This is a genomic window from Moraxella sp. Pampa, from assembly GCF_035181385.1.
Classification (GTDB): domain Bacteria; phylum Pseudomonadota; class Gammaproteobacteria; order Pseudomonadales; family Moraxellaceae; genus Moraxella.
The window spans coordinates 102,348-126,027 of sequence record NZ_JAXCJK010000001.1 but is presented as its reverse complement, the minus strand read 5'-3'; the positions used below and the strand labels follow the sequence as shown (position 1 = coordinate 126,027).

Annotated in this window: 21 protein-coding genes; 6 read left to right on the top strand and 15 right to left on the bottom strand. The window is 41.0% G+C overall.

Annotated elements, in window-relative coordinates; genetic code table 11:
- Positions 1-104 precede the first annotated feature (104 nt).
- The 4 genes from R0123_RS00585 to R0123_RS00570 form a co-directional block, all read right to left on the bottom strand.
- On the bottom strand, positions 105-1,361 hold the full coding sequence (locus R0123_RS00585) for an FAD-dependent monooxygenase (RefSeq protein WP_323842727.1): 1,257 nt from the start codon (positions 1,359-1,361) through the stop codon (positions 105-107).
- Between the two features lie 181 nt (positions 1,362-1,542).
- The gene (gene glnA / locus R0123_RS00580; protein ID WP_323841334.1) at positions 1,543-2,952 is read right to left on the bottom strand and encodes a type I glutamate--ammonia ligase; all 1,410 of its coding nucleotides are present in this window, start codon (positions 2,950-2,952) and stop codon (positions 1,543-1,545) included.
- Between the two features lie 190 nt (positions 2,953-3,142).
- The gene (locus R0123_RS00575) at positions 3,143-3,454 is read right to left on the bottom strand and encodes a hypothetical protein (protein WP_323841333.1); all 312 of its coding nucleotides are present in this window, start codon (positions 3,452-3,454) and stop codon (positions 3,143-3,145) included.
- A 90-nt stretch (positions 3,455-3,544) separates the two neighbouring features.
- Positions 3,545-4,054: a hypothetical protein gene (locus tag R0123_RS00570; protein WP_323841332.1), complete on the bottom strand. Its 510-nt coding sequence runs from the start codon at positions 4,052-4,054 to the stop codon at positions 3,545-3,547.
- 375 nt (positions 4,055-4,429) lie between these two features.
- On the opposite strand from R0123_RS00570, the gene rpoD reads away from it, so the two are divergent.
- From rpoD to R0123_RS00550, 4 genes are all read left to right on the top strand, one after another.
- Positions 4,430-6,286 carry an RNA polymerase sigma factor RpoD gene (rpoD, locus tag R0123_RS00565; protein WP_323841331.1) on the top strand — a complete coding sequence of 619 codons (1,857 nt, stop codon included), beginning with the start codon at positions 4,430-4,432 and terminating at the stop codon, positions 6,284-6,286.
- 211 nt (positions 6,287-6,497) lie between these two features.
- Entirely contained in the window at positions 6,498-6,824 is a 327-nt protein-coding gene (locus R0123_RS00560) for a DUF493 domain-containing protein (protein WP_323841330.1), read from the top strand.
- A 66-nt stretch (positions 6,825-6,890) separates the two neighbouring features.
- Positions 6,891-8,186, top strand: coding sequence for an exonuclease SbcCD subunit D C-terminal domain-containing protein (locus R0123_RS00555; protein ID WP_323842726.1), 1,296 nt, complete (start codon positions 6,891-6,893; stop codon positions 8,184-8,186).
- Positions 8,187-8,203: 17 nt separating this feature from the next.
- Positions 8,204-12,115, top strand: a complete 3,912-nt coding sequence (locus tag R0123_RS00550) for an AAA family ATPase (RefSeq protein ID WP_323842725.1) — start codon at positions 8,204-8,206, stop codon at positions 12,113-12,115.
- Positions 12,116-12,134: 19 nt separating this feature from the next.
- On the opposite strand, the gene R0123_RS00545 is transcribed toward R0123_RS00550, so the two are convergent.
- Both R0123_RS00545 and R0123_RS00540 read right to left on the bottom strand, forming a co-directional pair.
- Entirely contained in the window at positions 12,135-12,902 is a 768-nt protein-coding gene (locus R0123_RS00545; RefSeq protein ID WP_323842724.1) for a hypothetical protein, read from the bottom strand.
- Positions 12,903-12,905: 3 nt separating this feature from the next.
- The gene (locus tag R0123_RS00540; protein WP_323842723.1) at positions 12,906-13,787 is read right to left on the bottom strand and encodes a D-Ala-D-Ala carboxypeptidase family metallohydrolase; all 882 of its coding nucleotides are present in this window, start codon (positions 13,785-13,787) and stop codon (positions 12,906-12,908) included.
- Positions 13,788-14,162: 375 nt separating this feature from the next.
- On the opposite strand from R0123_RS00540, the gene rodA reads away from it, so the two are divergent.
- Both rodA and R0123_RS00530 read left to right on the top strand, forming a co-directional pair.
- Entirely contained in the window at positions 14,163-15,308 is a 1,146-nt protein-coding gene (gene rodA / locus R0123_RS00535; protein WP_323841325.1) for a rod shape-determining protein RodA, read from the top strand.
- A 446-nt stretch (positions 15,309-15,754) separates the two neighbouring features.
- Positions 15,755-16,345 carry a septal ring lytic transglycosylase RlpA family protein gene (locus tag R0123_RS00530; protein WP_323841324.1) on the top strand — a complete coding sequence of 197 codons (591 nt, stop codon included), beginning with the start codon at positions 15,755-15,757 and terminating at the stop codon, positions 16,343-16,345.
- Positions 16,346-16,461: 116 nt separating this feature from the next.
- Here the strand turns inward: R0123_RS00530 and radA are convergent, their stop codons facing one another.
- The 9 genes from radA to R0123_RS00485 all read right to left on the bottom strand — a co-directional run bounded on the left by radA (position 16,462) and on the right by R0123_RS00485 (position 23,678).
- Positions 16,462-17,883 carry a DNA repair protein RadA gene (radA, locus tag R0123_RS00525; RefSeq protein WP_323842722.1) on the bottom strand — a complete coding sequence of 474 codons (1,422 nt, stop codon included), beginning with the start codon at positions 17,881-17,883 and terminating at the stop codon, positions 16,462-16,464.
- 40 nt (positions 17,884-17,923) lie between these two features.
- A complete protein-coding gene (lptB, locus tag R0123_RS00520; protein ID WP_323841322.1) occupies positions 17,924-18,655 on the bottom strand; it encodes an LPS export ABC transporter ATP-binding protein in 732 nt (243 codons plus the stop codon).
- Positions 18,656-18,696: 41 nt separating this feature from the next.
- Entirely contained in the window at positions 18,697-19,230 is a 534-nt protein-coding gene (lptA, locus tag R0123_RS00515; protein ID WP_323841321.1) for a lipopolysaccharide transport periplasmic protein LptA, read from the bottom strand.
- A gap of 64 nt (positions 19,231-19,294) precedes the next feature.
- The gene (gene lptC / locus R0123_RS00510) at positions 19,295-19,870 is read right to left on the bottom strand and encodes an LPS export ABC transporter periplasmic protein LptC (protein WP_323842721.1); all 576 of its coding nucleotides are present in this window, start codon (positions 19,868-19,870) and stop codon (positions 19,295-19,297) included.
- Positions 19,871-19,929: 59 nt separating this feature from the next.
- Complete coding sequence (locus tag R0123_RS00505) at positions 19,930-20,472, bottom strand: KdsC family phosphatase (protein WP_323842720.1); 543 nt, start codon at positions 20,470-20,472, stop codon at positions 19,930-19,932.
- 22 nt (positions 20,473-20,494) lie between these two features.
- Complete coding sequence (locus R0123_RS00500; RefSeq protein ID WP_323842719.1) at positions 20,495-21,472, bottom strand: KpsF/GutQ family sugar-phosphate isomerase; 978 nt, start codon at positions 21,470-21,472, stop codon at positions 20,495-20,497.
- Positions 21,473-21,690: 218 nt separating this feature from the next.
- The gene (gene ubiA, locus R0123_RS00495; RefSeq protein WP_323842718.1) at positions 21,691-22,566 is read right to left on the bottom strand and encodes a 4-hydroxybenzoate octaprenyltransferase; all 876 of its coding nucleotides are present in this window, start codon (positions 22,564-22,566) and stop codon (positions 21,691-21,693) included.
- Between the two features lie 18 nt (positions 22,567-22,584).
- Positions 22,585-22,851 carry a hypothetical protein gene (locus R0123_RS00490; protein WP_323841316.1) on the bottom strand — a complete coding sequence of 89 codons (267 nt, stop codon included), beginning with the start codon at positions 22,849-22,851 and terminating at the stop codon, positions 22,585-22,587.
- A 14-nt stretch (positions 22,852-22,865) separates the two neighbouring features.
- The gene (locus R0123_RS00485) at positions 22,866-23,678 is read right to left on the bottom strand and encodes a class I SAM-dependent methyltransferase (RefSeq protein ID WP_323841315.1); all 813 of its coding nucleotides are present in this window, start codon (positions 23,676-23,678) and stop codon (positions 22,866-22,868) included.
- Positions 23,679-23,680 lie beyond the last annotated feature (2 nt).

The following is a 23,680-nucleotide window of genomic DNA, read 5'->3' as shown; positions in this document are numbered from 1 at the left end:
TTAAATGACTCATAGGGCAGTTTGATTGGCTATAGCAAGCTATCCCAAACAATCTATTGCCCTCACACTATCACCCTCATACCCTCATTACAAAAAAACCATCACTAAAATCCACTTGCTTTTTTATTGAAAAAATCCATCAATGGGCGGATTTTACCTGTCAAATTGACCACCTCTGAACGGATAAACCGCATCGGCTCTTTTTGAAAGATTTTGCCCACAAAAGCATAATTAATCGCCGAAAAGCCATGCATCATCAAAGTATTTTTGCCATATCTGGCTCGCTCATATTGACGAAGTAAGCCTACTTTGCAGATATTTTTGCCATCATTTGCAATAAGAGCTAATAGCTCGCTAACATCTGCCAAACCCAAATTCAACCCCTGCCCCGCCAATGGGTGCACACCGTGTGCTGCATCACCAATAAGCAATGTGTGCGGAGCAATGTAGCTTTTGGCAACTTGGGTAGACAGTGCAAAGCTGGCAATCGATTGGATCTGATGGATTTTTCCCAGTTCAAAACTACTTGCCAATGCCAATTTATCAGCAAGATTTTCAGGCGACAATGCCAAAAATTCTTTGGCAATCTGAGTTGGTAATGTCCAAACTACCGATTGCCAATGCCCACCATCATCTGCTGACATATCTGCAAGTGGCAATAAAGCAAGCGTTCCTGTATCAAGCATGGCTTGACGGGCTGTATGCTGATGTGCCTTATCGGTTTTGATGGCACAGCAGATGGCTGTTTGATGATAATCTAATGTATCCACGCCAATGCCAGACAGCCTACGCACGACAGAACCTCGCCCATCTGCACCAACCAGCAGATGAGTATTTACAATCTTAGTCCAACCTGTATCATTCATGATACGAACACACACCGTCTTTGGCCGCACATCAATACCAAAATGCTCATCAATCCAAGTGCCATGCAGCACGGTTAAATATGGCGTAATATCCGCCTGCATTGCTCGTTGTCTTAGTGCCTCATCAATAATGGCAGGCTCAATCATACTACCCAACAATCTTGGCGTAAGCGATTGTTTGGCAAAATTTAACTCGCCACGCCCATCGCCTTGCCACACCTGCATTTTTGTGTAGTCTGCTCGGCGCTGAAAAACATCAATGCCAATACCGATGCCATCAAACAAATTCAGACTGGCTAAATTCAATGCATAAACACGAGCATCTCGCCTGTTTAATGCCATTTGTTCGTCAACCACCGACAGCTTAGGCTTAACATCAATCAACATGACGGTCTTTTTTAACTTGGCAAGCCCAATAGCCAATGTCATGCCAACCGCACCACCACCCACAACAAGTACATCAGTATTGATTTGCACCATATTATCTGTTTTCATTATTTTCCCAAATCATCAAATCTTACGGCTTTATTCATATCATTAATATCATTAATATCGCATTAATAAATTATTGTACTGAAAATACGCCATTTTTACCAATGATTTAACCCATTTTATAAAAAAAGCATAAGACAGTCTTATGCTTTTTTTAAATTTACTAACAAATCCACCAATAAAACTACGCACGATAATACATATCAAATTCCAATGGATGCACCGCCTCATTGATTTTTTGTACTTCTTTCATTTTTAAAGCAATATAATCATCAATCATCTCTTTGCTAAATACATTGCCTTTTAGTAGGAATTCATGATCATCACGCAAAGCATTAAGTGCCACCTCCAAGTTCTCCGCCACAGTCGGAATCAACACCTCTTCTTCTGGTGGCAAGTCGTACAGATTCTTATCCGCAGCCTCACCTGGTTCAATTTTATTCTCAATACCATCAAGACCTGCCATTAAAATGGCAGCAAAACACAAGTAAGGGTTGGCAGATGGGTCTGGAAAACGAGCTTCAATACGCACCGCTTTTGGACTATTGACATGCGGTATGCGAATAGATGCCGAGCGATTTGATGCAGAATAAGCCAGTTTAATTGGTGCTTCAAAATGTGGCACAAGACGCTTATAGCTATTGGTGCTTGGGTTTGTGATCGCATTTAACGCACGCGCGTGCTTGATGATACCACCAATAAAGTATAATGCCGTCTTTGATAAGCCAGCATACTCATCACCTGAAAAAGTATTTACGCCATCTTTGGATATGGACATATTGACATGCATACCCGAGCCATTATCACCAACAAGTGGTTTTGGCATGAAAGTTGCTGTTTTACCAAATTGACTGGCAACATTTTTCACAATGTACTTAAACTGTTGCACTTCATCTGCTTTTTTGACCAATGTATTAAAAGATATGCCAATTTCAAGCTGACAGCTGGCCACTTCGTTATGGTGTACCTCAATACGCCCCTCGCCCATCACCTCTTCAATGCGATCGCACATCACCGCACGCATGTCTTGATGATGATCTACAGGTGAAATGGCAGCGTAGTTACCTTTGACAGCAGGACGCTGACCGTGATTGCCCCACGCATAGTCTTTGTTGGTGCTCCAAGCTGCCGCCTCTGCGATGACAGTACTTCTAGCACCAGACATATCAATGTCCCACTTAACCTCATCAAACACAAAAAACTCAGGCTCGGGCCCAACCAAGGCGGTGTCGCCAATACCTGTTGATTTCAGATAAGTTTCAGCACGGCGAGCGATAGATCTTGGGTCTTTTGCATAGCCCTGCATTGTATCTGGCTCAATGACATCGCAAGTAACGACCACTGTTGGTGATTCAAAGAATGGATCAAGGTATGCTGTATCTACATCTGGCAATAAAATCATGTCTGATGCTTCAATGCCCTTCCAACCATCTACCGATGAACCATCAAACATCTTACCATCTTCTAGCGTATCTTCGTCAATTGATGATGCAGGAAAAGTCAAATGCAACTCTTTGCCATGCGTATCAGTAAACCGAAAATCCACCCATTTTGCGTTTGATGACTCAATCAAGTCAAACAACTTGTTAGACATAATATTACTCCAAAGGTCAAATTAAAAAACAAAGATAACGCACGATATTAAAGCCTCAACCACCATCTGTCAATCACTTTTGACAAGTTGGTCGGATTTGCAATATCTTATCATCAAATCAGCACAATTTATCATCATGCCATCAAATTTTCTAGTTTTTGTGCGCCAAAAAAACACATCAAAAAAGCCATCAGTCTGGCAAGTTCATTCTGGTGATATCAGGATTTACCCCAAAATAAAACACCACCGTCGCCACCAAACTATTCATCAAAACAAACGCCCAATCAAAAACAAGATGGTGTAGTATAAAACGCCCCATCAAGGCACTCACCACCAACATCACACCAAAACAAATGATTAAACATTTCATTAATGCTGGGTGTAAAATAGGCAATCGCCCATCTTTGGCCTGCTTTTGATACGGTTTAAGAAATTTTTGACGCACCATAAAGCCCGCCAAATACATTACCGAACCCAAAACCAAATAGCCAATCAACCCCATGTCAAGCTCCCATTTATACTTTTAATTGCAATCTTGTCTATGATTTAAAACATTTGTCATGACTTTTCATCATGATTTGATTGGTGATGATCAATCCACATGGCACGACACTTGATAAACAGTATTAGAGCCTTGCACGATGTACATGACATATGGACTGTCTAGGCGTGGATTGATATTTTTTGCAGATGCTTTGACTTGTGCCAATGCCATCATACCGTCTGGGCGTGCAATGATTTTTAAGACATCATCTTTGTTTAAATCCAGTGCATTACTCTTAAAGTATTCCCACCCTTTGTCAGTATTTAACACTTGCAATGACTCGCCACTATCCCACACATTCACCCCATCATCTTTTGGCTCTTTCATTTGCATAATAAAGCCACTTTTAACATGATCAATTTTAATTTGTGCAGGCTCATTTTGATCCAACGCATAGCACCCCACCAAAGCATCAGGTTCAAAGTTGGAGTCGTTTGAAGAATTTTGAGCTTTGTCTTGACAAGCAGCCAAAATCAACCCTAATAAAGCAACACAAAACAACCTAACACCAAGAAATCGAGCAAAAAACATAGAAAAACTACAAAAATAATAAGACATACAAAACCAATTGACAACCCAAGCAATCTTAAACCAAAACCTTGAACCAAAACAAAATTAAGATAGGATAAATAAAGACCTAACAAAATCAATAAAAATAATACGACGCATCTTATTTTACAAAGAATTTATATATTTTGCCAGCAATCTTATAAAATATTATCCATTCCACCCACTAAATCATCTTAATTATCCAGCTTGCATCTTACTTGGTTCTCGCCAATAATCATGATGGGGCTGTTTATGACATCAGATTCATTCAAAAAACCCATAAAAACCTTTAAAAATACAACAAGCACCCCCAAATACCACATATCCATGCTATAATAAAAAGCAAATATTACCATCAAGTTGATAATAAAAAAGTGAGCATTCATGAGCGAACAACATTCTAATTCTCAGTTGGCAGCCCTAATTCAATTAGGCAAGGAGCAAGGCTACCTAACTTATGCCGAAATGAACGATCAATTGCCCGATTCTGTAACAGAAAGCGACCAGATTGAAGATATTGTACAAATGCTTACCGATGTAGGCATTCCAATTTATGAAGTTACCCCTGATGAAGATGACATCATCTTGGCCAGCTCAGGCAATGATGATGATATGGCAGCAGATGAAGCGGCAGCGGTACTGGCAAGTGTTGAGACTGAGCCTGGTCGTACCACCGATCCTGTACGCATGTATATGCGTGAGATGGGGACGGTGGATTTGCTTTCTCGTGATGGTGAAATTGCAATTGCCAAGCGTATTGAAGAAGGCACTCGAGAAGTACAATACATCATGGCCTATTGGCCTGGTACCGTAAAATTTGTGCTTGATGAATACGCCCAAATACAAACAGGTGAAAAGAAAATCTCTGACATTGTTGCTGGCTTTTTAAATCTTGAAGATGATGAATTTGAACTCAAAGAAGATGTTGAGGTTGAGCTTGATGATATCAAAGAAGATGACGACGATATCAGCGACTCGGACGATGAAGACGATAACATAGACCCTGTAAATAGCGATGATGACAGCAATCTTGACCCAGAAGAGGTGCGTACACGCTTTGAAGAAATCCAAGACTTATTTAACAAATCTCAAAAAGCCTTAGAAAAATATGGTCGTGGCAGCGATGAAGCAAAGTCTGCCTATGATGAGCTTGCCTCACGCTTTATGCTAATCAAACTCAACAACCGCCTATCTGAGCAAGCCACAACACTCATGCGTGAAGTTTATGAAGATGTACGCAACAGCGAAAGAAAAATCATGCGTTTGGTTGTGCGTCGTGGCAAAATGCCTGTAGATGAGTTCAAAAAGACATTTCCAAGTAACGAAACCAACTTAGAGTGGCTACGCCTACGCATTGCTGGCAAACCTGCTTTTGCCGATACACTAGAAAAAGTACTGCCAGAAGTCATCGCTTTGCAAGAAAAAATCCTAGCTCATGAAAATGAGCTACACATGGATGTCAAAAACATGAAAGCGGTAGCACGCCAAATGGCAATCGGTGAAGCCAAAGCACGCCGTGCCAAAAAAGACATGGTTGAGGCCAACTTGCGTCTGGTCATTTCCATCGCCAAAAAATACACCAACCGTGGCTTACAATTTCTCGATCTCATTCAAGAGGGCAATATTGGCTTGATGAAAGCGGTAGATAAGTTTGAATACCGCCGTGGTTATAAGTTCTCAACTTATGCCACTTGGTGGATTCGCCAAGCCATTACTCGTTCTATTGCTGACCAAGCACGCACGATTCGCATTCCTGTGCACATGATTGAGACCATCAATAAAATTAACCGTGTCAGCCGTCAACTACTTCAAGAAATGGGTCGTGAACCAACACCAGAAGAGCTGGGCGAACGCTTGGATATGGACGAAGCCAAAGTCCGCAAAGTCTTAAAAATTGCCAAAGAACCCATCTCAATGGAGACGCCAATTGGTGATGATGAAGACAGCCATTTGGGGGATTTTATTGAAGACAGCACCATTTCAAGCCCTGTGGAAAGTGCTACAGCCGAAGGCTTGCGTGAAGCGACTCGTGAAGTTTTGGATAATCTTACCGAACGAGAGGCAAAGGTACTAAAAATGCGATTTGGTATTGATATGGCGTCTGATCATACACTAGAAGAGGTGGGTAAGCAATTTGATGTAACTCGTGAACGCATTCGCCAAATTGAGGCTAAGGCTTTGCGTAAACTTCGCCACCCTTCTCGCTCCGAGCATTTGCGTTCATTCTTAGAAAATGATTAACCAAAAACCCAAGCAGATAAAACAGCAAGATAAGACAAAATAACCACCTTTGCGTGGTTATTTTGTTACAGTTTTATTGCAGTCTCTTTCGTACTTTTTAAATACGCCTAAATGGCACATCTTAGCTTGGCACCAGCTGATAACATCTTGAAAATTATTATCCACACCCCATTTACAAATCATCATAAAATATAAAACATAAGGCATTCTGATGAAATTAACCGACTTAAATCGCACACCTACCGCACAAGGTGCAAAACGCACCGAAATTCAAAATCCAGAATTATGGCAGTTTCCAATGGACTATCCAATCAGTATTATTGGGCATGAAGGCGAGCATGACAGCTTGCGTCATGAAGTAACACTCATATTGGCAGAGATTTTTCCAGAATTTGATGCAGCTAGCATTCAAGTCAAACCCTCAAAAACGGGCAAATTCCACGCACTTCGTACACGCCTGTATCTGACCTCTGCTGATGAAGTAAATCGCCTATACACCGCACTTGATAAAGCGAAAACTGTAAAGACAGTCATATAAAGCACACAATTGCCATAGCCTTTGTGATGCCATGCCCAAAATACCCTGCAAGGTTTTTTAAATTTTATGAGTACATTTGTCCCCATTCCCAAAAAAAGTAAATCCACCTTGCGGGTGTTGCATACTTCTGACTGGCATCTTGGCAAACGGCTGTACAACCAGCAACGCTATGACGAGTTTACTCATTTTTTAGATTGGCTAATCAATGCCATCAACGATAATGCTGTTGATATACTCATTGTGGCAGGTGATATTTTTGACACCATGACCCCCAGTAACAAGGCACAAGAGCTGTATTACCAATTTTTAGGTCAAGTCGCCAAAAGCAGCTGCCACAACATTGTGATTATCTCAGGAAATCATGACAGCCCAACCTTTTTAGATGCACCCAAATCCATCTTAAACGCTTTAAACATCAAGGTTATTGGCACTACAAGTGGTCATATTGACGATGAGCTATTGATTTTAAGCCAAGATGATACACCTAAAGCCATCGTACTTGCTGTACCATATTTACGAGACAAAGATATTAGAAATAGTGGCAGTTTTGATGACATCAAAAACAAAGAACATGACACCATCATAGGCATCGCCAATCATTATCAAACACTAACCAACCATGCCAAACAAGCACAAAGTGATATTTTAGAAAAATTTAACAAAAAAATCCCCATCATTGCAACAGGACACCTGTTTGTTGCAGGGTCGCACATTTCATCAAAAGATGACGGTATGCGAGATTTATATGTTGGCACATTAGGACAAATTTCTGCCAGCATTTTTGATGATTGCATTGATTATGTTGCACTTGGTCATATTCATGCACCACAAAGGGTTGCAGAATGCGAGCATATTCGTTACTGTGGCTCGCCCATTGCGATGGGTTTTGGTGAGATTGGCAAGACCAAACAAGTACTGATTGTTGATTTTAACCCAGATCATCAAACCACCACACCCAGTATCCACCCCCTTGCTGTGCCAGTCTTTCAAATGCTGGCAAAAATCACAGGTGATTGGCAAAAAATCAGTAGTGAATTAACTGAGCTGATGGCTAAAAATACCAGCATTTGGGTGGAAATCATCTACACAGGTCAAGAATTACGACCAACGCTCACCCAAGACATACGCGAGTTTATTGATGGCTCGCAAATACTGGCGCTAAACATTCAAAATCGCACATTACACCAAAGAGTGCTTGGTTCAAAACCAAAGCCAATGAACCTCAAACAGCTTAAAGAGACAGACATTTTTGAACAGTTGCTAACCACAAAAAACATCAGCAGCGATGAAAAACTTTTTTTGACACAGGCTTATCAAGCACTACTTGCCGACATTCACCACAATGACCACAATATAGATTAACCTTTTTATCACCAATCATGAAAATTTTAAGCCTAGCATTAACCAATCTTAACTCCCTAAAAGGTTCTTGGCACATCAATTTTACCCACGACACTTTTGTCAGAGATGGTATTTTTGCCATCATTGGGCAGACAGGTGCAGGCAAAACAACGATTTTGGACGCAATTTGCCTTGCTATTTATGGACAAACCCCTCGCATTAAGCAAATCAGCACCGCACACAACGAGCTGATGAGCATTGGTGCTGGTGAATGCATGGCACAAGTTGAGATTCAAATAAACAATGACTGTTATCGATTTACTTGGCAACAAAGACGAGCAGGTGGTAAAGCAGACGGCAAATTACAAGCCATTCGCAGAGAGATTAGCCAAATCAAACACGCAGGCGACAACCATGGCAAAATTTTAGAAACCAAGCCAAGCCTATGCGACAAAAAAACCCTAGAAATCATGTGTATGAACTTTGAGCAATTTACCCGCTCGGTCATGCTTGCACAAGGTAATTTTGCAGCATTTTTAAAAGCAGATGCTGGCGAAAAAGGCGAAATATTAGAACAGATCACAGGCACAGAAATCTATGCCAAAATTGGCATCAAAGCCTTTGAAACTGAAAAATCTAAACGCCTTGCACTCATTAGTTTACAAGATAAATTAACCGACCTAAAAATCATGAATGATGAAGAATTTCATCAGCTTAGCAGTACCATCACCACCGACAAAACCACCTTGTCTGCACTCAAACAAACACTATCTACCACCGAACAGCACATCAAACAGCTTGAGTACAAGCGTGATTGCGAGCAGAAAATTTGTGAACTGCACAAATCCCTAACCACTCATCAGCAAAATTTTGACAGCTTTCATGACAAGTTCATCATTTTGGACAATGCCAAAAAAGCCTTTGAATTAGAAAGCAGTCATGCCACTTTATCACACCTAAGACAGCAACAAAACCACGGTCAAACAGAACAAAAACAACTACATCAAGCCCTAAAAACCGCCAAAAATCAGGTAAAGATAAGCCTTGAACAAAAATCATTTGCCGAAAAATCACTACATCGCATTCAAGATGAAGAACAAAAATACTTACCCATCTTTGACCAAGTGCGTAAACTTGATGGGCAGATTGGTCGTGCAAATGACCAGCTTTTACAATTACAAAGTGATGATGATAAATACGCAAAAGACCTAGAAGCCATTACCACAAATCTTGCCAAACACAATCAATCCAAACAAGACATTAAGAGCAAACTGGCACAAATCAACATCAACGAACAGCCCAGCAATAACGCTCAGCTTTTAGGTGCAATGACTGCCCATCAAGCAGAATTTCATCGTCAAATCATTCAACTATCACAATCCCAAGCCACGCTAAGCGATGACTTAGTCTCCTTTCATACATTAAATGCCGAACTTGAACAAAAGCGTCATCACTACCGCCAAAATAAAACCAAACTTGATGCTCATCAGACACAATTTGCCGAACTAGAACAAAAGTTTACCCTGCTGTCAAACTTACCCACACCCATTGATGGTGAGGCGATTTTACAATATGACGCATCGCTTAATCAAGACAGCCATCTTTGCACTCAATTGCGTCTTACCCTTGACTCACTACTTGCAGCACAAGACGAGCTTAATATTCATGAGGCTCATATCGATGACTGCCAAGTCAAAATCATCAAGATGCAAAAGACATCACAAGAACTTAAATCTCAAATCAATAACACACAAAAGAAAATCACCCAAGAAGAAAACATACTGATTGCCTTAGAACACAATCACGCCTTGCAAATTGAAGTTCAAACCTTACAAAAACGGCTACAAAACCTAGAAAACGGGCAGCCCTGCCCATTGTGTGGAGCAACCAATCACCCTTATAAAAACAGCCCAATACCCACCACAAATGATGACACAACCAATGCCATCAAGCAGACCAGCGATAAAATCAAAACACTAAATGACGAACTGCAAATTGCCATTCAAGCCAATCTCATCAATGATAACAATTTAGAAAATCTACATAAAAATTTGCAAGACCTACAAGAAAAAACACCAGTACTAACACAAAAAGTAAGCACTCTTGGCATTCAAATCATGCCACTTTGTCAGCATTTTGGATTTGAGTTAGATGGTATCAATGCACAACTGCTCGCTCAGCTAGACAGTATCGTCAATAACCAAATGCACCAAATTAGTGTCAAACTAAAAGATTTTAAAAATATTGAGCCGTCATTAAAAAACATACTCAACGACATCAGCCGAAACAAAGAGCAATCTCATAGCATTCAGCAAGACGGTGAATTACTCAAAAAACAAATTGAACTACACAAGAAAAACTTTGATAATCATTGGACGCAATTAACCAAAACTTGCCTTATGATTCAAGACAGCTTAGCCAAAATGGCATCTGTTTTTGAGCAAATGAGCAATACCGAACATCAAGGAAAATTAAGTGTAGATGAATTCAGCTTAGAAAATCTGGAGAATACAAAAGATTGGGGAAATTTGACAAATTTTAATCAGTTGCTTGATTTTGTTCTGCTGGCAGATATTTCAGACATGACAAAAGTATCATTGCGACACAACCAAGCTGTTGATGATGAGCTGATGAAAATCAATCAAGACATTTTAGAAAAAATTGATAATATTAATAAAAAATACCAAGACCGTCAGGCTCAAGTTGCACACAAACAACAGCTTGAACGCCAGCTTGATGGCATCATCATTCACATTGACCATCAGACACAAAAACAACAAGATCTGACACAAGCCAAACAAGATATCCACACAAGCATTCAAAAACTGTCCGATGACATACATCAGCTCAATCAAGCACGATTTGCCTTATTTGGCACAAAAAATGTTGATGATGAAGCCATGCTACTAAAAGAGCGTGTGAATAATATTAGTACAGACTATCATCGCGGCCTTACCGAGCTACACAAACACGAGCATGGCGTTGCATCATTGAGCGAGCGATTAAAAATATTAGAAGATCATCTAGAAGAACTCAATCAAGACATCAATGAAAAAGCAAGACAATTTGACATCGCCTTAACCAACAAGGGCTTTGCCAATGAGGCACAATTTTTGGCATCAAGGCTTGATAATAATGAGAGAATCATGCTAAGCGAACAGGCTGAGGCACTTTGCTATGCCATCAAAAAAACCACAGACAGTCTTGCTTGGGAGCAAGAGAATTTATCCAGATTAAATGACAGCATCGAAACAGACGATGGGCTTGATGAGTTGTATCAACGCAAAGAATTGATACATAACAAAGAGCGTGCATTATTACAAAACTTAGGCAAAAACCAACAATGCCTAAGTAATGCTCATCATGACCGCACCAAGCACTCTGAGCTGACCAAACTTATCGACCAAAAAAAGCAGGATATTGAAATCTGGGCAAAATTAAACGAACTCATCGGCTCAGCAGATGGCAAAAAATACCGCAACTTTGTGCAAGGTCTGACGCTTGAGATGATGCTTTTTTATGCCAATGAAGTGTTAGCACGCATGAATGAACGCTATATTCTATGCCGTGGTCATGATGATAAACTTTTAGAAATCCATGTCATAGACACACAGCAAGGCAACGAAGAACGCAGCACCAAAAACTTATCTGGCGGTGAGAGCTTCATCATCAGCCTAGCACTTGCACTTGGGTTATCCATGATGAGTAGCGAGAACATCCGCATTGATTCGTTATTTTTAGATGAAGGATTTGGCACATTGGACGAAGAGACCCTAGATATTGCACTTGATACACTCTCCGCCCTACAAGATGAGGGTAAAATGATTGGCATCATTTCCCATGTTACCAACCTAAAAGAACGCATTGGCACACAAATCATCGTTCACAAAGGCAATAATGGCACAAGCCGACTGTCTGGATTGGGAGTAAGCTCATCTGACAGTGTCTGATTTGTCAATATCAGTATTGTCAATGACCGCCAACCACCTGTTGCCACAATAATTTTTTTAAGTTGCCATCATCATTCATCTGAGTTAAGCTTGGCAATGGCATCGTTTCACCAAAATAGTCTACACCATCGGGCAGGACATTTAAAAATGCCACCTTTTGGGTAAAATCCCCAAGCATCTGCAAACGCAACACAAAGCCATCTAAGCACTTTTGGGCAAGAGTGGGTGAAACTTTCATCTCATCATTCATCGGATAGCTGATGCGATGAGTGCCAAACAATTGCTCATTTTGAGTTGCCCAATTAGACATTGCTGATTTTAATGATAGCCATATTGACCGTTCTTCATGTTGCGTTGTCATTACATCAACCATCAGTACCCAATCACCCACCCGAATCCCTTCAAGCTCATATTTGATGGGCGTGTCAGTTTTTGTTTGATCTGGGGTGCTGGCAATATCATTTTGAGTAGTATTTTTAACAGCTTTATCCAAGCCATCATTAGACAAAGCCGATGATTGACCAGCAACCACTGCTTTTACAGGTCGCTTTAAATCAATCAAAATAGATTCGCTAGACTTACCCAATGATTGTATTAATGATTTTGTTGTGCTGGCAACATCTTTTGTATTGTCATTTTTTGTATTGTCATCAATATTTTTATGAAAACGGTCAGCACAATAAGGAAAAACCACAATGCCAAGCGTGTCTTTTTGCACCCAATGCGTTACACCAAAATTTCTCAAAATATATGCTTGCTGGGCAATGACAGATTGCTGGGTCATCATGAATCATTCGTCCGATTTTGAGGGCGTAATACGGCAAATGGAGTGATTTTCGGAAAATTGAGCACCCCATTTGCGGTATCCTTGCGTATCCAAATGAATCGCCCCTGTGGCATACAACCCCAAGCCAAACTCATACAACTTACCATTAAACAGCCAATATTCACATAATCTATTTTGCAATTGAAACATCTCATGACTACCCATATCAATATTAGGCACCCAGATATCCATCGCACCATTAGTCATGTGCTTACTGCTGACCGCTCCACCAGCACAGCGGTTTAAATCAGGGCTACGATACACCGAACGAATATGCGTATTGTCAGGCAAAATACCATTAAGTCGCAAATCATTAAACAATATGATGGTTGGAATCATCGCATCCCACAAAGCACGGGGTGGCACTTCGTATGGCTCATGTCCACATTCTTGCCATGAGCGTGCTGTTGTTAAAAGCTCATACATTGGCGGCAGCTGACCCAACCCCAAACGACTGGTCAAATATTGCTCATACTCAGCCACTTGTGGTGCAACATGAGGGTGTAACGCAAGCCATGCATCAAAATCTGCCTTTGTACCGACATTTCTAGGAATATCATGGTTATGGTCGTGATTGTGATTGTGATTGTGATCAACATACAGCTGGTTGGGCGTGATGTTTTGATCTTTTTGCACAACTTTGATGGTCTTGATGGCTTGCACTCTTTTACTACCTTGACTTTGCAAGACAGGCATACTTTGCGTGCAAGCAGGCATCATCATCAATACAGATGATAACACAGCAGACAACAAGGTCGTGCTGACAAATGGTTTTTGCACCTTACTTACCATGCCCGTCATGCCACATTCATCACGACTTTTTTTATCATTTTTATCATTTTTCATGGTCATAACCTTGATCATATTTCAATGACACTTTAATTTTCATTATTGTAGGTTATTTTTACAGTTTTGGCAATTTGAACAAAATTTTAGTTCAATAAAATCAATAAAGCGACCCATCTAATAACCCCTTTAACCTCACTCATCTAAAAAAATCATACAAAAGCAAATACAACACGCCAGCCTATCATCAAATAACTATCAAATTGTATCAAAATCAGTTAAACTATTAAGTTTTAAAAAAAACATCAGATACATACTTTAAAAGTTAAATTTGTCCCAAGACGAACCAAAAACATAAAAAAGTATCTTTGTTTAACAACGCCCTAAAATTTAAAAACTTAACTTAATCATAGTTTTATTTATCCTGCACCCACCATGACCAATCAACAATATAGATTTTCACGCCAAAGCCACCACCTAAGAAGAGACCTAGAACCAAGCATTTGGCAGCGTTTACATATTGACCCATGGCTCACTTTGCTCTTAATGGCAATTTGCTTTATTGGGCTGACCGTACTGTATAGTGCATCAACACAAGACATGTCCATGGTGGTTCGGCAAATGGTGAGTTTTGGTATTGCCTTTACGGTAATGATTGGTATGGCACAAATTCCGCCAAGTTTTTATCGCACTTTCACACCTATTTTTTATGCCATAGGTGTGGTTTTACTCATTTTGGTGGAGTTAATTGGTGAGGTGCGTATGGGGGCACAACGCTGGATTCGCATTCCAGGTTTTGGCAGTGTGCAACCATCTGAATTCATGAAGCTGGGTATGCCCATGATGTGTGCATGGTATCTGTCTGACAAAGAATTACCACCGACCATTAAGACAGTTGGCATCACTCTTGGGATTATTTTGTTGCCTGTTGTACTCATTGCCAAAGAACCAGACCTTGGTACATCATTATTGGTAGCATCTAGCGGAATTTTTGTGCTATTTTTGGCAGGCTTGCCATGGTGGATGATTGGCTCAACAGTATTACTAAGCATACCTGCGATAGCAATCATGTGGCAATTTATCATGCACGACTATCAAAAAACTCGTGTACTTACTCTACTCAATCCCGAAGCAGATATGCTTGGCTCAGGCTGGAACATCACCCAATCTAAAATTGCCATTGGTTCAGGTGGCATGACAGGCAAAGGTTATCTTGAAGGCACTCAATCGCATTTACATTTTTTACCCGAAGGCCATACAGATTTTATCATTGCTGCTTTTAGTGAAGAGTTTGGCTTGGCAGGCGTATCTTTACTCATGATATTTTATTTATGTCTACTGGCTCGGGCGTTGTATATTGCTCTTGTCAATCCAGACCCTTATTGTCGCCTGTTGGCAGGGGCTCTTTCAATGTCATTTTTTATTTATGTGTTTGTCAATGTTGGTATGGTTGGCGGTATTTTACCCGTCGTGGGGGTCCCCTTACCATTCATCAGTTATGGCGGTACAGCAATCATCACACTGATGGCAGGATTTGGATTACTCACTTGCATACACACCCACACACACAAAAACAGCTAGCAATAATAACTGATGATAAAGCCCTCTACCGATATGATTTACCAAATTTTTTATACAACCATATGATTTTTATACATTTAATATACTTGTAATTTATTTTAATCATGCTAATATATAACCATAAGAAAAGCATGGATAAAATGGGTATGCTCTTAATATAGAGGTTTGGATATAATGCTCATTTTTTTCCACTTTCTTAGATTGACTTGCTTATCACAGACAAACGCCTTAATTCATTGATTTTTTTAGCATTCATCCCCATATTGATAAAATGGATTTATCATGGACAGTGTGGATTTGTACGCTAAGTTTCAAAGTTAATAAGTCTGTGCCTGTATGAATAAGTCTATATGAGACAATCCTATTTGTGTAAACTTGATATTTGGCATGCTATCTTGCCAGATGATTTGCTAGGATTGCTCACAAAATACTCAAAAGAGGTTGTTATGAAACACATCACCAAGTACTTGCTAAGCACAAGCATCTTTTGTATATGTGCCATGCCAGCACTTGCAGAAGATAGTGCAAGCACCAACATTGACCAAGTACTAAGCGAGCTGACTCGACAGCACAATGGTGCATCAAGTTTGATTAAATCAACTCGTCAGCCAACATCACTGACACTAAGCAGTCCACTATTGGTGCAAGCTACCAACCCTACCAAAACCAACACCGCACCTAAAAAAGATGACCCTGTCCTAGAAAAACTAACAGCTGTCGCCTCTAATACAGTAAACAAGTTTAAGCAAACAGGTTTGGCATCTTGGTATGGTCGCCAATTTCATGGTAAAAAAACCGCCAGTGGCGACACTTTTGATATGAATGCACTCACTGCTGCACATCGCTCGTTGCCACTCAACTGTTATATCAGAGTAACCAACAAAGACAATGGTAAGTCGGTTGTCGTAAGAATTAATGACCGTGGTCCATTTCATGGCGACCGTGTGCTTGATCTGTCTTATGGTGCCGCCAAAGCAATCGGACTAACCCAGCGTGGCTCAGGCAATGTTGTGATTGAGCGACTTGATGAGTCATAGTCAAATCGGTATTCTTTAATCATATTTTAATCATAAAAAAAATAAACCTAGCTTTAGGTTTATTTTTTTATATTTTAGTTACTTATTAAGGCAAGTGGCATAGCAAAGTTATAAAATTATATTGATGATGCCAAATCAAAAGCATGGTTGATTGCATCATCAAGCCGATCTACCGCAATGACTTGAATGCCATAAAATTGGTCGCTATCAGCTTTTGGTGCATTGGCCCTAGGAATGATGGCGTGCGTAAAACCGTGCTTCATCGCCTCTCTTAGACGCTCTTGACCATTTGGTACAGGGCGAATCTCTCCAGACAACCCCACTTCACCAAAAACCGCAAGGCGAGGCGGCAAAGCTTTTTCCCTTAAACTTGATGCACAAGCAAGTAGCACTGCCAAATCTGAACCAGTTTCCATAACTTTGACACCGCCTACGACATTGACATAGACATCTTGACCATTCGTATAAATACCGCCATGACGATGCATGACCGCAAGCAACATAGATAGGCGTTGATAGTCCAACCCAAGTGCCATACGCCGTGGCTGGGCATGTGCATCATCAACAAGTGCCTGCACCTCAACCAACAGCGGTCTAGTACCTTCTCGACTGACCATCACCACCGAGCCTGCAATCGGTCGCTCATAACGGCTTAAAAATATCGCTGACGGATTGGCAACCTCCTTTAGCCCCATATCCGTCATGCCAAAAATACCCAGCTCATTGACCGCACCAAAACGATTTTTTACCGCACGAATCATACGAAACCGAGAATCACTTTCACCCTCAAAATATAGCACGGTATCAACCATGTGTTCAAGCACTCTTGGGCCAGCAAGCGCCCCTTCTTTGGTAACATGACCTACCAAAAACAGTGCTATACCTGATTGTTTGGCATAGCGTGTCAAAATCGCTGCCGACTCACGAATCTGAGCCACGCCCCCAGGTGCAGACTGTATTACATCAGTAAATAAGGTCTGAATAGAGTCAATGATGGCAACAGCAGGCTGTTCGGTGGACAATGCCAAACAAATGGCATCAACATTGGTCTCAGCGAGCACCCTGAGGCGATCGGTGGGCAAACCAAGCCTTTTGGCACGCATGGCGACCTGAGATAAACTTTCTTCGCCCGTGATATAAAGCGCTGAACCTGCCAAAGAATCACTACTGGCCATATTAGTGGCAGTCTGCAATAAGATGGTGGATTTACCAATACCTGGATCGCCACCAATCAACACCACCGAGCCTGCAACCAGACCACCGCCCAACACACGATCAAACTCGCCAATTCCAGTTGGCATGCGTGTTTCAATCGTTACACCCACTTCATCAAGATTCATCACACCAGAGACCGCACCTGCATAGTTGGCATTTTTGGTGGTGGATTTTTTGGCAACTTTGTGTTTATGATGCGGCATGGCAATGTCTGGTGCCTCAACAAGCGAATTCCATTCACCACAGTCGGCACACTGACCAGACCATTTGCCAAAACTTGCACCACAAGATTGGCAGACATAAGATGATGATTTTTTTGACATTTTATCCCAAATTTAACAAGTATCTGATGATTTTTTCCAACTAAACAGTAAAATCTTTGCCCAAATAAACTTTTTGCACCAAATCATTCTCCAAAATATCATGTGGTGATCCTTCAGCAATGATGGCACCCTCAGAGACAATATAAGCTTTTTCACAGATCGATAAAGTCTCACGCACATTATGATCGGTGATAAGAACACCAATGCCACGCTCTTTTAGGGCATTGATGACTTCTTTGATGTCACCTACGGAGATAGGATCTACACCCGCAAAAGGCTCATCAAGCAGGATAAACTTTGGGTTGCTTGCCAAGGCACGAGCAATCTCACAACGACGACGCTCACCACCTGAAACACTCATGCCAAGCGAATGACGCACATGTTCTAGATAAAATTCTTGTATGAGCTTTTCAAGTTCTTGCAATTGACCCTTTTTATCCAAGTCTTGACGCATTTGCAACACAGATAGGATATTTTGCTCAATGGTAAGCTTTCTAAAAATTGACGCTTCTTGGGGCAGATAACCAATGCCCTGTGTAGCTCTTTGGTGCATGGGTTTTTTAGACAAATCAACATCGCCAAGCATCACTTGACCTTTGTCCATTGGCACCAGTCCAATGACCATATAAAAACTGGTTGTTTTGCCTGCACCGTTTGGACCCAAAATACCCACCACCTGACCTTGCCAGATTTCAAAGGATACATCTTTGACCACCCAACGCTCACCATAACGCTTGCCCAAATGACGCATTTTTAAGGCCATATCTGACATAATTTTCCTTAAAAAAAACCTTTTAAAGATAATGAATAAAACTAACGCAGGCTTTGTTGTGAACTGCTGGCACTTGGTGGAAATACCAATTCTACACGCTGACCACGACCCGAGTTAGCCTCTACATCACCTGCTTTTAGACTATAACGAATGGTATCTCCCGAGAAGCTTGAGCCTGCTTGGGTAAGTTTAGCATTGCCAGCCAAAGTTACAATACCTGTCTTTGCATCATAATCAATGCGAGTCGCCTGACCTTTGGCAAGCCCTTGCTTTTGGCTAATGGCCTGCTGAAAAACAGATGGTTTCCCTGTGGCAACAGCGTTTGTTATTTTGCGATCATTGCTTAGGCTGAGTGTAATATCGTCAGCGGTGATTTTGAGCGTTCCTTGCTCAATACTAACATTGCCAGAATAGGTCGTTACACCCGTGCGTTCAACATAGGTGGCACGATCAGCAAGCAGACGGATTGGCTGATTGGCATCAGATGGCAAAGCATTAGCAATACCAATCACCAATGGTAAACCAAGCACACTCGCAATAAGTACAGGCTTAATGAAGGTATGATTAATTGTCATAAATTTTCTCAATTTTTATAAATTTTTAAATGAATCATTGGCATTTTTAACCATCAAAAATCAATTAAAACAATGATTTATCCTTGCGTTCAATGGCATGATATTGCATTTTTATTTTGCTAAATTCATATTCACCCAAATTTAAGTCGGCTGTCATTTTAGCAGCATAAAACTCATCTTTACCATTTTTTACCAACAAAGACTCATTGCTTGTCAATTGACGCGATTTGACATTACCAAACAGCGTACGACCCTCAAAAACAAGTGCTGGCTTGGTATCAGTAGCCATTCGCATCATCACAAAACCATCTGAAATCTTTAAATTACCCGTGTCTTGGTCAAGCGTGATACGCTTAGTAGTAATGACATATTTCTCACCTTGTGGCACCTGCCAGTTTAAGACGGCATCAAGCATCTCGTCTTCACCAGCAGCATTTTGCACAAGTGAATCAGCCGTCAAAGTGTACTCAACATCGCCTGTCTTTTCATTGGTCTGTACCGCCCTAATCTCATTGACTTCATATGCCACATTAGGCTTGATTGGAGCAACCGAAGCAAACTTAGTATCTTCTTGGTAAAAAAACCAAGCTACTACCATCATCACCAACACACCAAGCACACTTAAAATTCTAACATTCATGCAGTCATCGCTATTTTTACACTATTTTTTGTTAGTCAATCATATTTTTTGCTGGTCAGTCATAAAAATCGCTGAATAAAATCATCATATTTGCCCTGTGCTTTTAATATCAACTCGCACACTTCTCTGACCGCCCCATCACCACCTTTTTTTATGGTAACGACATCAGCAACTTGCTGAACAATATCTGCACCATTTGGCACGCTCACACCAAGGCCTGCCTCATCAATTGCCTTCAAATCAGGCCAATCATCACCCATATAAGCACATTCTTCTAAGGAAAATCCCAATTGTTCTGCCAAAGCAGAAAGTGCCACAAACTTATCATCACGCCCTTGTACCACATGATGAATGCCAAGCTCAGTTGCACGACGAGCAACCATCGGTGATGTACGCCCTGTAATGATGGCAAGGATGATGCCTATTTCTTTTAATGCCACCAATCCCATGCCATCTTGCACATGAAAAGCTTTGGTTTCAACATCATAAGAATTATAGATGATTTTGCCATCAGATAAGATACCATCAACATCCATGGCAAAGAGTTTGATTTTTTTGGCCTTATCTAGTACAGCATTTGGTACAATCTTGGTGTCGTTCATTTGATTTTCCATTTTTTTGATTTTAGCTCACGCCTGCCTTAATCACATCATGAATGCTTAGTACGCCTTGCAACTTACCACCATCAAGCACCAAAAGCTGACCAATACTGTGTTCATTCATCATGGTCAAAGCATCTGACACACGCATCTCACTTGTGGTAGATTTAGGCGTGCGTGTCATGATGCTGGCAATTTGTACTGACAAATCGGTATGCTCAGCAAGTTTTCGGCGTAAATCACCATCGGTAAACACCCCAACCACATCATGATTAGCATTAACAATGACCGCCAAACCCAATCTGCCTGCTGTCATCACCAACAAAGTTTCATGCAAACTTGCAGATTCATTCACCACAGGCAAGTTCTCCGAATGCATCAAGTCTTGTACTTTTGTCAGCAGCTTTCGCCCCAATGCTCCCGCTGGGTGAGACAAGGCAAAATCATGACTGGTAAACCCACGAGCGTGAAGCAATGCCACCGCAAGTGCATCGCCAAGTGCCAGTGTTGCTGTTGTACTAGAAGTCGGTGCAAGTCCGAGTGGACAAGCCTCTTCGGATTTCCCCAAAGTCAGTACAATGTCAGCAGACTTCGGCAAAAATCCTCGCTGATCACGGCTGATGCTGATGAGTGGGATATTTAACTGCTTTACCACAGGGATAAGCGTGCGAATCTCATCTGACTCACCAGAATTTGAAATGGCAATCAAGACATCGCCTTTGACCAGCATACCCAAATCACCATGCCCTGCCTCTGCTGGGTGTATAAAAAAAGCAGGCGTGCCTGTTGAGGCAAGCGTTGCGGCAATCTTACGCCCGATATGTCCGCTCTTACCCATGCCAGTAACGACCACACGCCTATTGCACGCCAAAATCACCTTGCACGCTTCAACAAATCGCTCATCAAGCTCTTCAATAAGCAAATCCAAAGCACGCTGTTCGGTACGAATGGCGTTCATCGCATTTGTAAGAAAATCTGTATTGTGATTATTTGCTGTATTCATACGCTCACCAAATTGGCTTTTTTTATAAAACTTAAAATCAAATTTTAAGAATTGGTTGTTTTATTTTTAAGATTTTAGGCTTTTTATCTTAGTTATTTTAGGCTTTTTTCACAAAGAATCAATGGCTCATCATATCATATTTAAATACATTTTCGGTCAATTAGCCCCAATTTTTTAGACCATGTATGACCAAAAACCAAGTAATTTAAAGGCCGTTTCTAGCCAAAAAGCCAAACACACACAATGACTGTGACTAAAAAGACATAACGCCCCACCCATGCGTTGTGGCGAAAGGCCTTAAAGCAATCTAGTCTTTGTTTTTTTTGAATAAGTAAGTACTGATAAACAAACAAACCAAGCACAGGGAGTAACAACCATTTTGCCCACAGACCAAAATAATACATGAACGATAATGCCATCAGTATCAAAAACACCATCATCAGCATCATAATCGCCATCACATCATAGCGACCAAATAAAATGGCAGTAGATTTTACACCAATTTTAACATCATCATCTCGATCGCACATCGCATATTCGGTATCATACGCCACCGTCCAACACATATAAGCCACAAACAACACCCAGCCCCACACACTGACATGGCCCAATGTCGCCACATATGCCATCGGAACAGCCCAACCGAATGCTGCTGCCAAGACAACCTGTGGTAGGTGCGTATGACGCTTCATGAACGGATAAATAAAAGCCAATAGCAACGCCCCAAGCGACCAATAAAACACCTGAATGGGCAGAAAAAACAACAAGCAAGCACAAAGCAAAGACAACCCCAAAAAAGTCATCACCGCTGTCTTGGCAGACAACCGCCCATCAACAAGCGGACGGTCTTTGGTGCGTTTGACCTTGCCATCAACCTTTCGGTCAGCAAAATCATTAATCGCACAACCTGCCGCACGCATGAACACCGCCCCAAGTGCAAAAATCAGTATGCGCTCAATATCTGGCAACTTACCAAGCTCTGCGTTTGCCAAGAACAACGACCATAAGGTTGGGTACAGCAAAAGCTCCGTCCCCACAGGTTTATCAAAGCGTGTTAATTGTAGCCATGCAATCAGTTTTTGTCTAAAGGTCATGTTTATCGCTCTTTCATCTTAGCTTTTATCAGGCTTATTATCCATCTGGTGATGGGCAAATTTACTGACCTCCACCGCCTGCAATAGGTTTAATTCGCTAAACTCCTGACGCAATGACTTAACCGCCTTCATTTGGTCTTTGTGCTGATGAACCAACTCGGTATAGCGAGCGATATATTTACTTTTATCCATCGCTTGCCACAACTGTTTGATTTTGCGTCTTAATGAAAAATTCTGCCAAGTCATGACAAGCACAACAAACAACACCAAATACTCATACTGCATGGATATCTCCTTTTTTATTTGTCATATTTATCAAAACGAATCGCATCATTTGCCACGCTTTGGGCTGGATATTGGTTTGACAAATGTGGTGCAAAAACTGGGCGTTTTACCACCACTTTTCCATCATCATTTAATCTAGATTTGGCAAAAGATAAAAAATTTTGCTCATCATCAATGCTTGGTGCAACCACTAGCCCATGGAGCAGCTGCATATTTTTATTGACTTTTGCTGAATAGCTGGCAGAAGGAAACATGGGGTCAAGATATACCAAATCCACTTTTGGCAAATTTTGTAAAAAACTAAAATCTAAAAAATCACCGTGATGAATGCTGATTCTACCAAGTAATTTTTGCCAGTTTACATGAGCATTCATCACATCATATTCATAAAATAACAACAAAGCAACAAGTGGGTTTTGCTCAATCATTGCCACACTTGCTCCTGTGCTCGCCAAAATCAGCCCATCATGCCCAAATCCTGCCGTGCCGTCTATCGCACTCATGCCAGCATTTAATTTACACACTTGTAAAATCAGCTCGGATTTGCGTCCAGCCGTAACAATACGCTTGGTTAAAGACGGCCAATTCAAATAAGATTTGACAATATCGCCATTGTCAATCTTAATTAAAGTAGGCGTATTTTTGATGATGGCGATGATGGTTTTGTCATCACACTCACCAGATAACGACAAAATGAATTTGTTGCTCAGCTTTGGCAAAGCATGAAACGACAAAGCCAAATTTAGTGCCTTTGTCTGATTGATGAACTGCAATTTATCAAAAATCAATTCATCATCTTGATTGGTTCCGACAACCAAAATCTCCATCA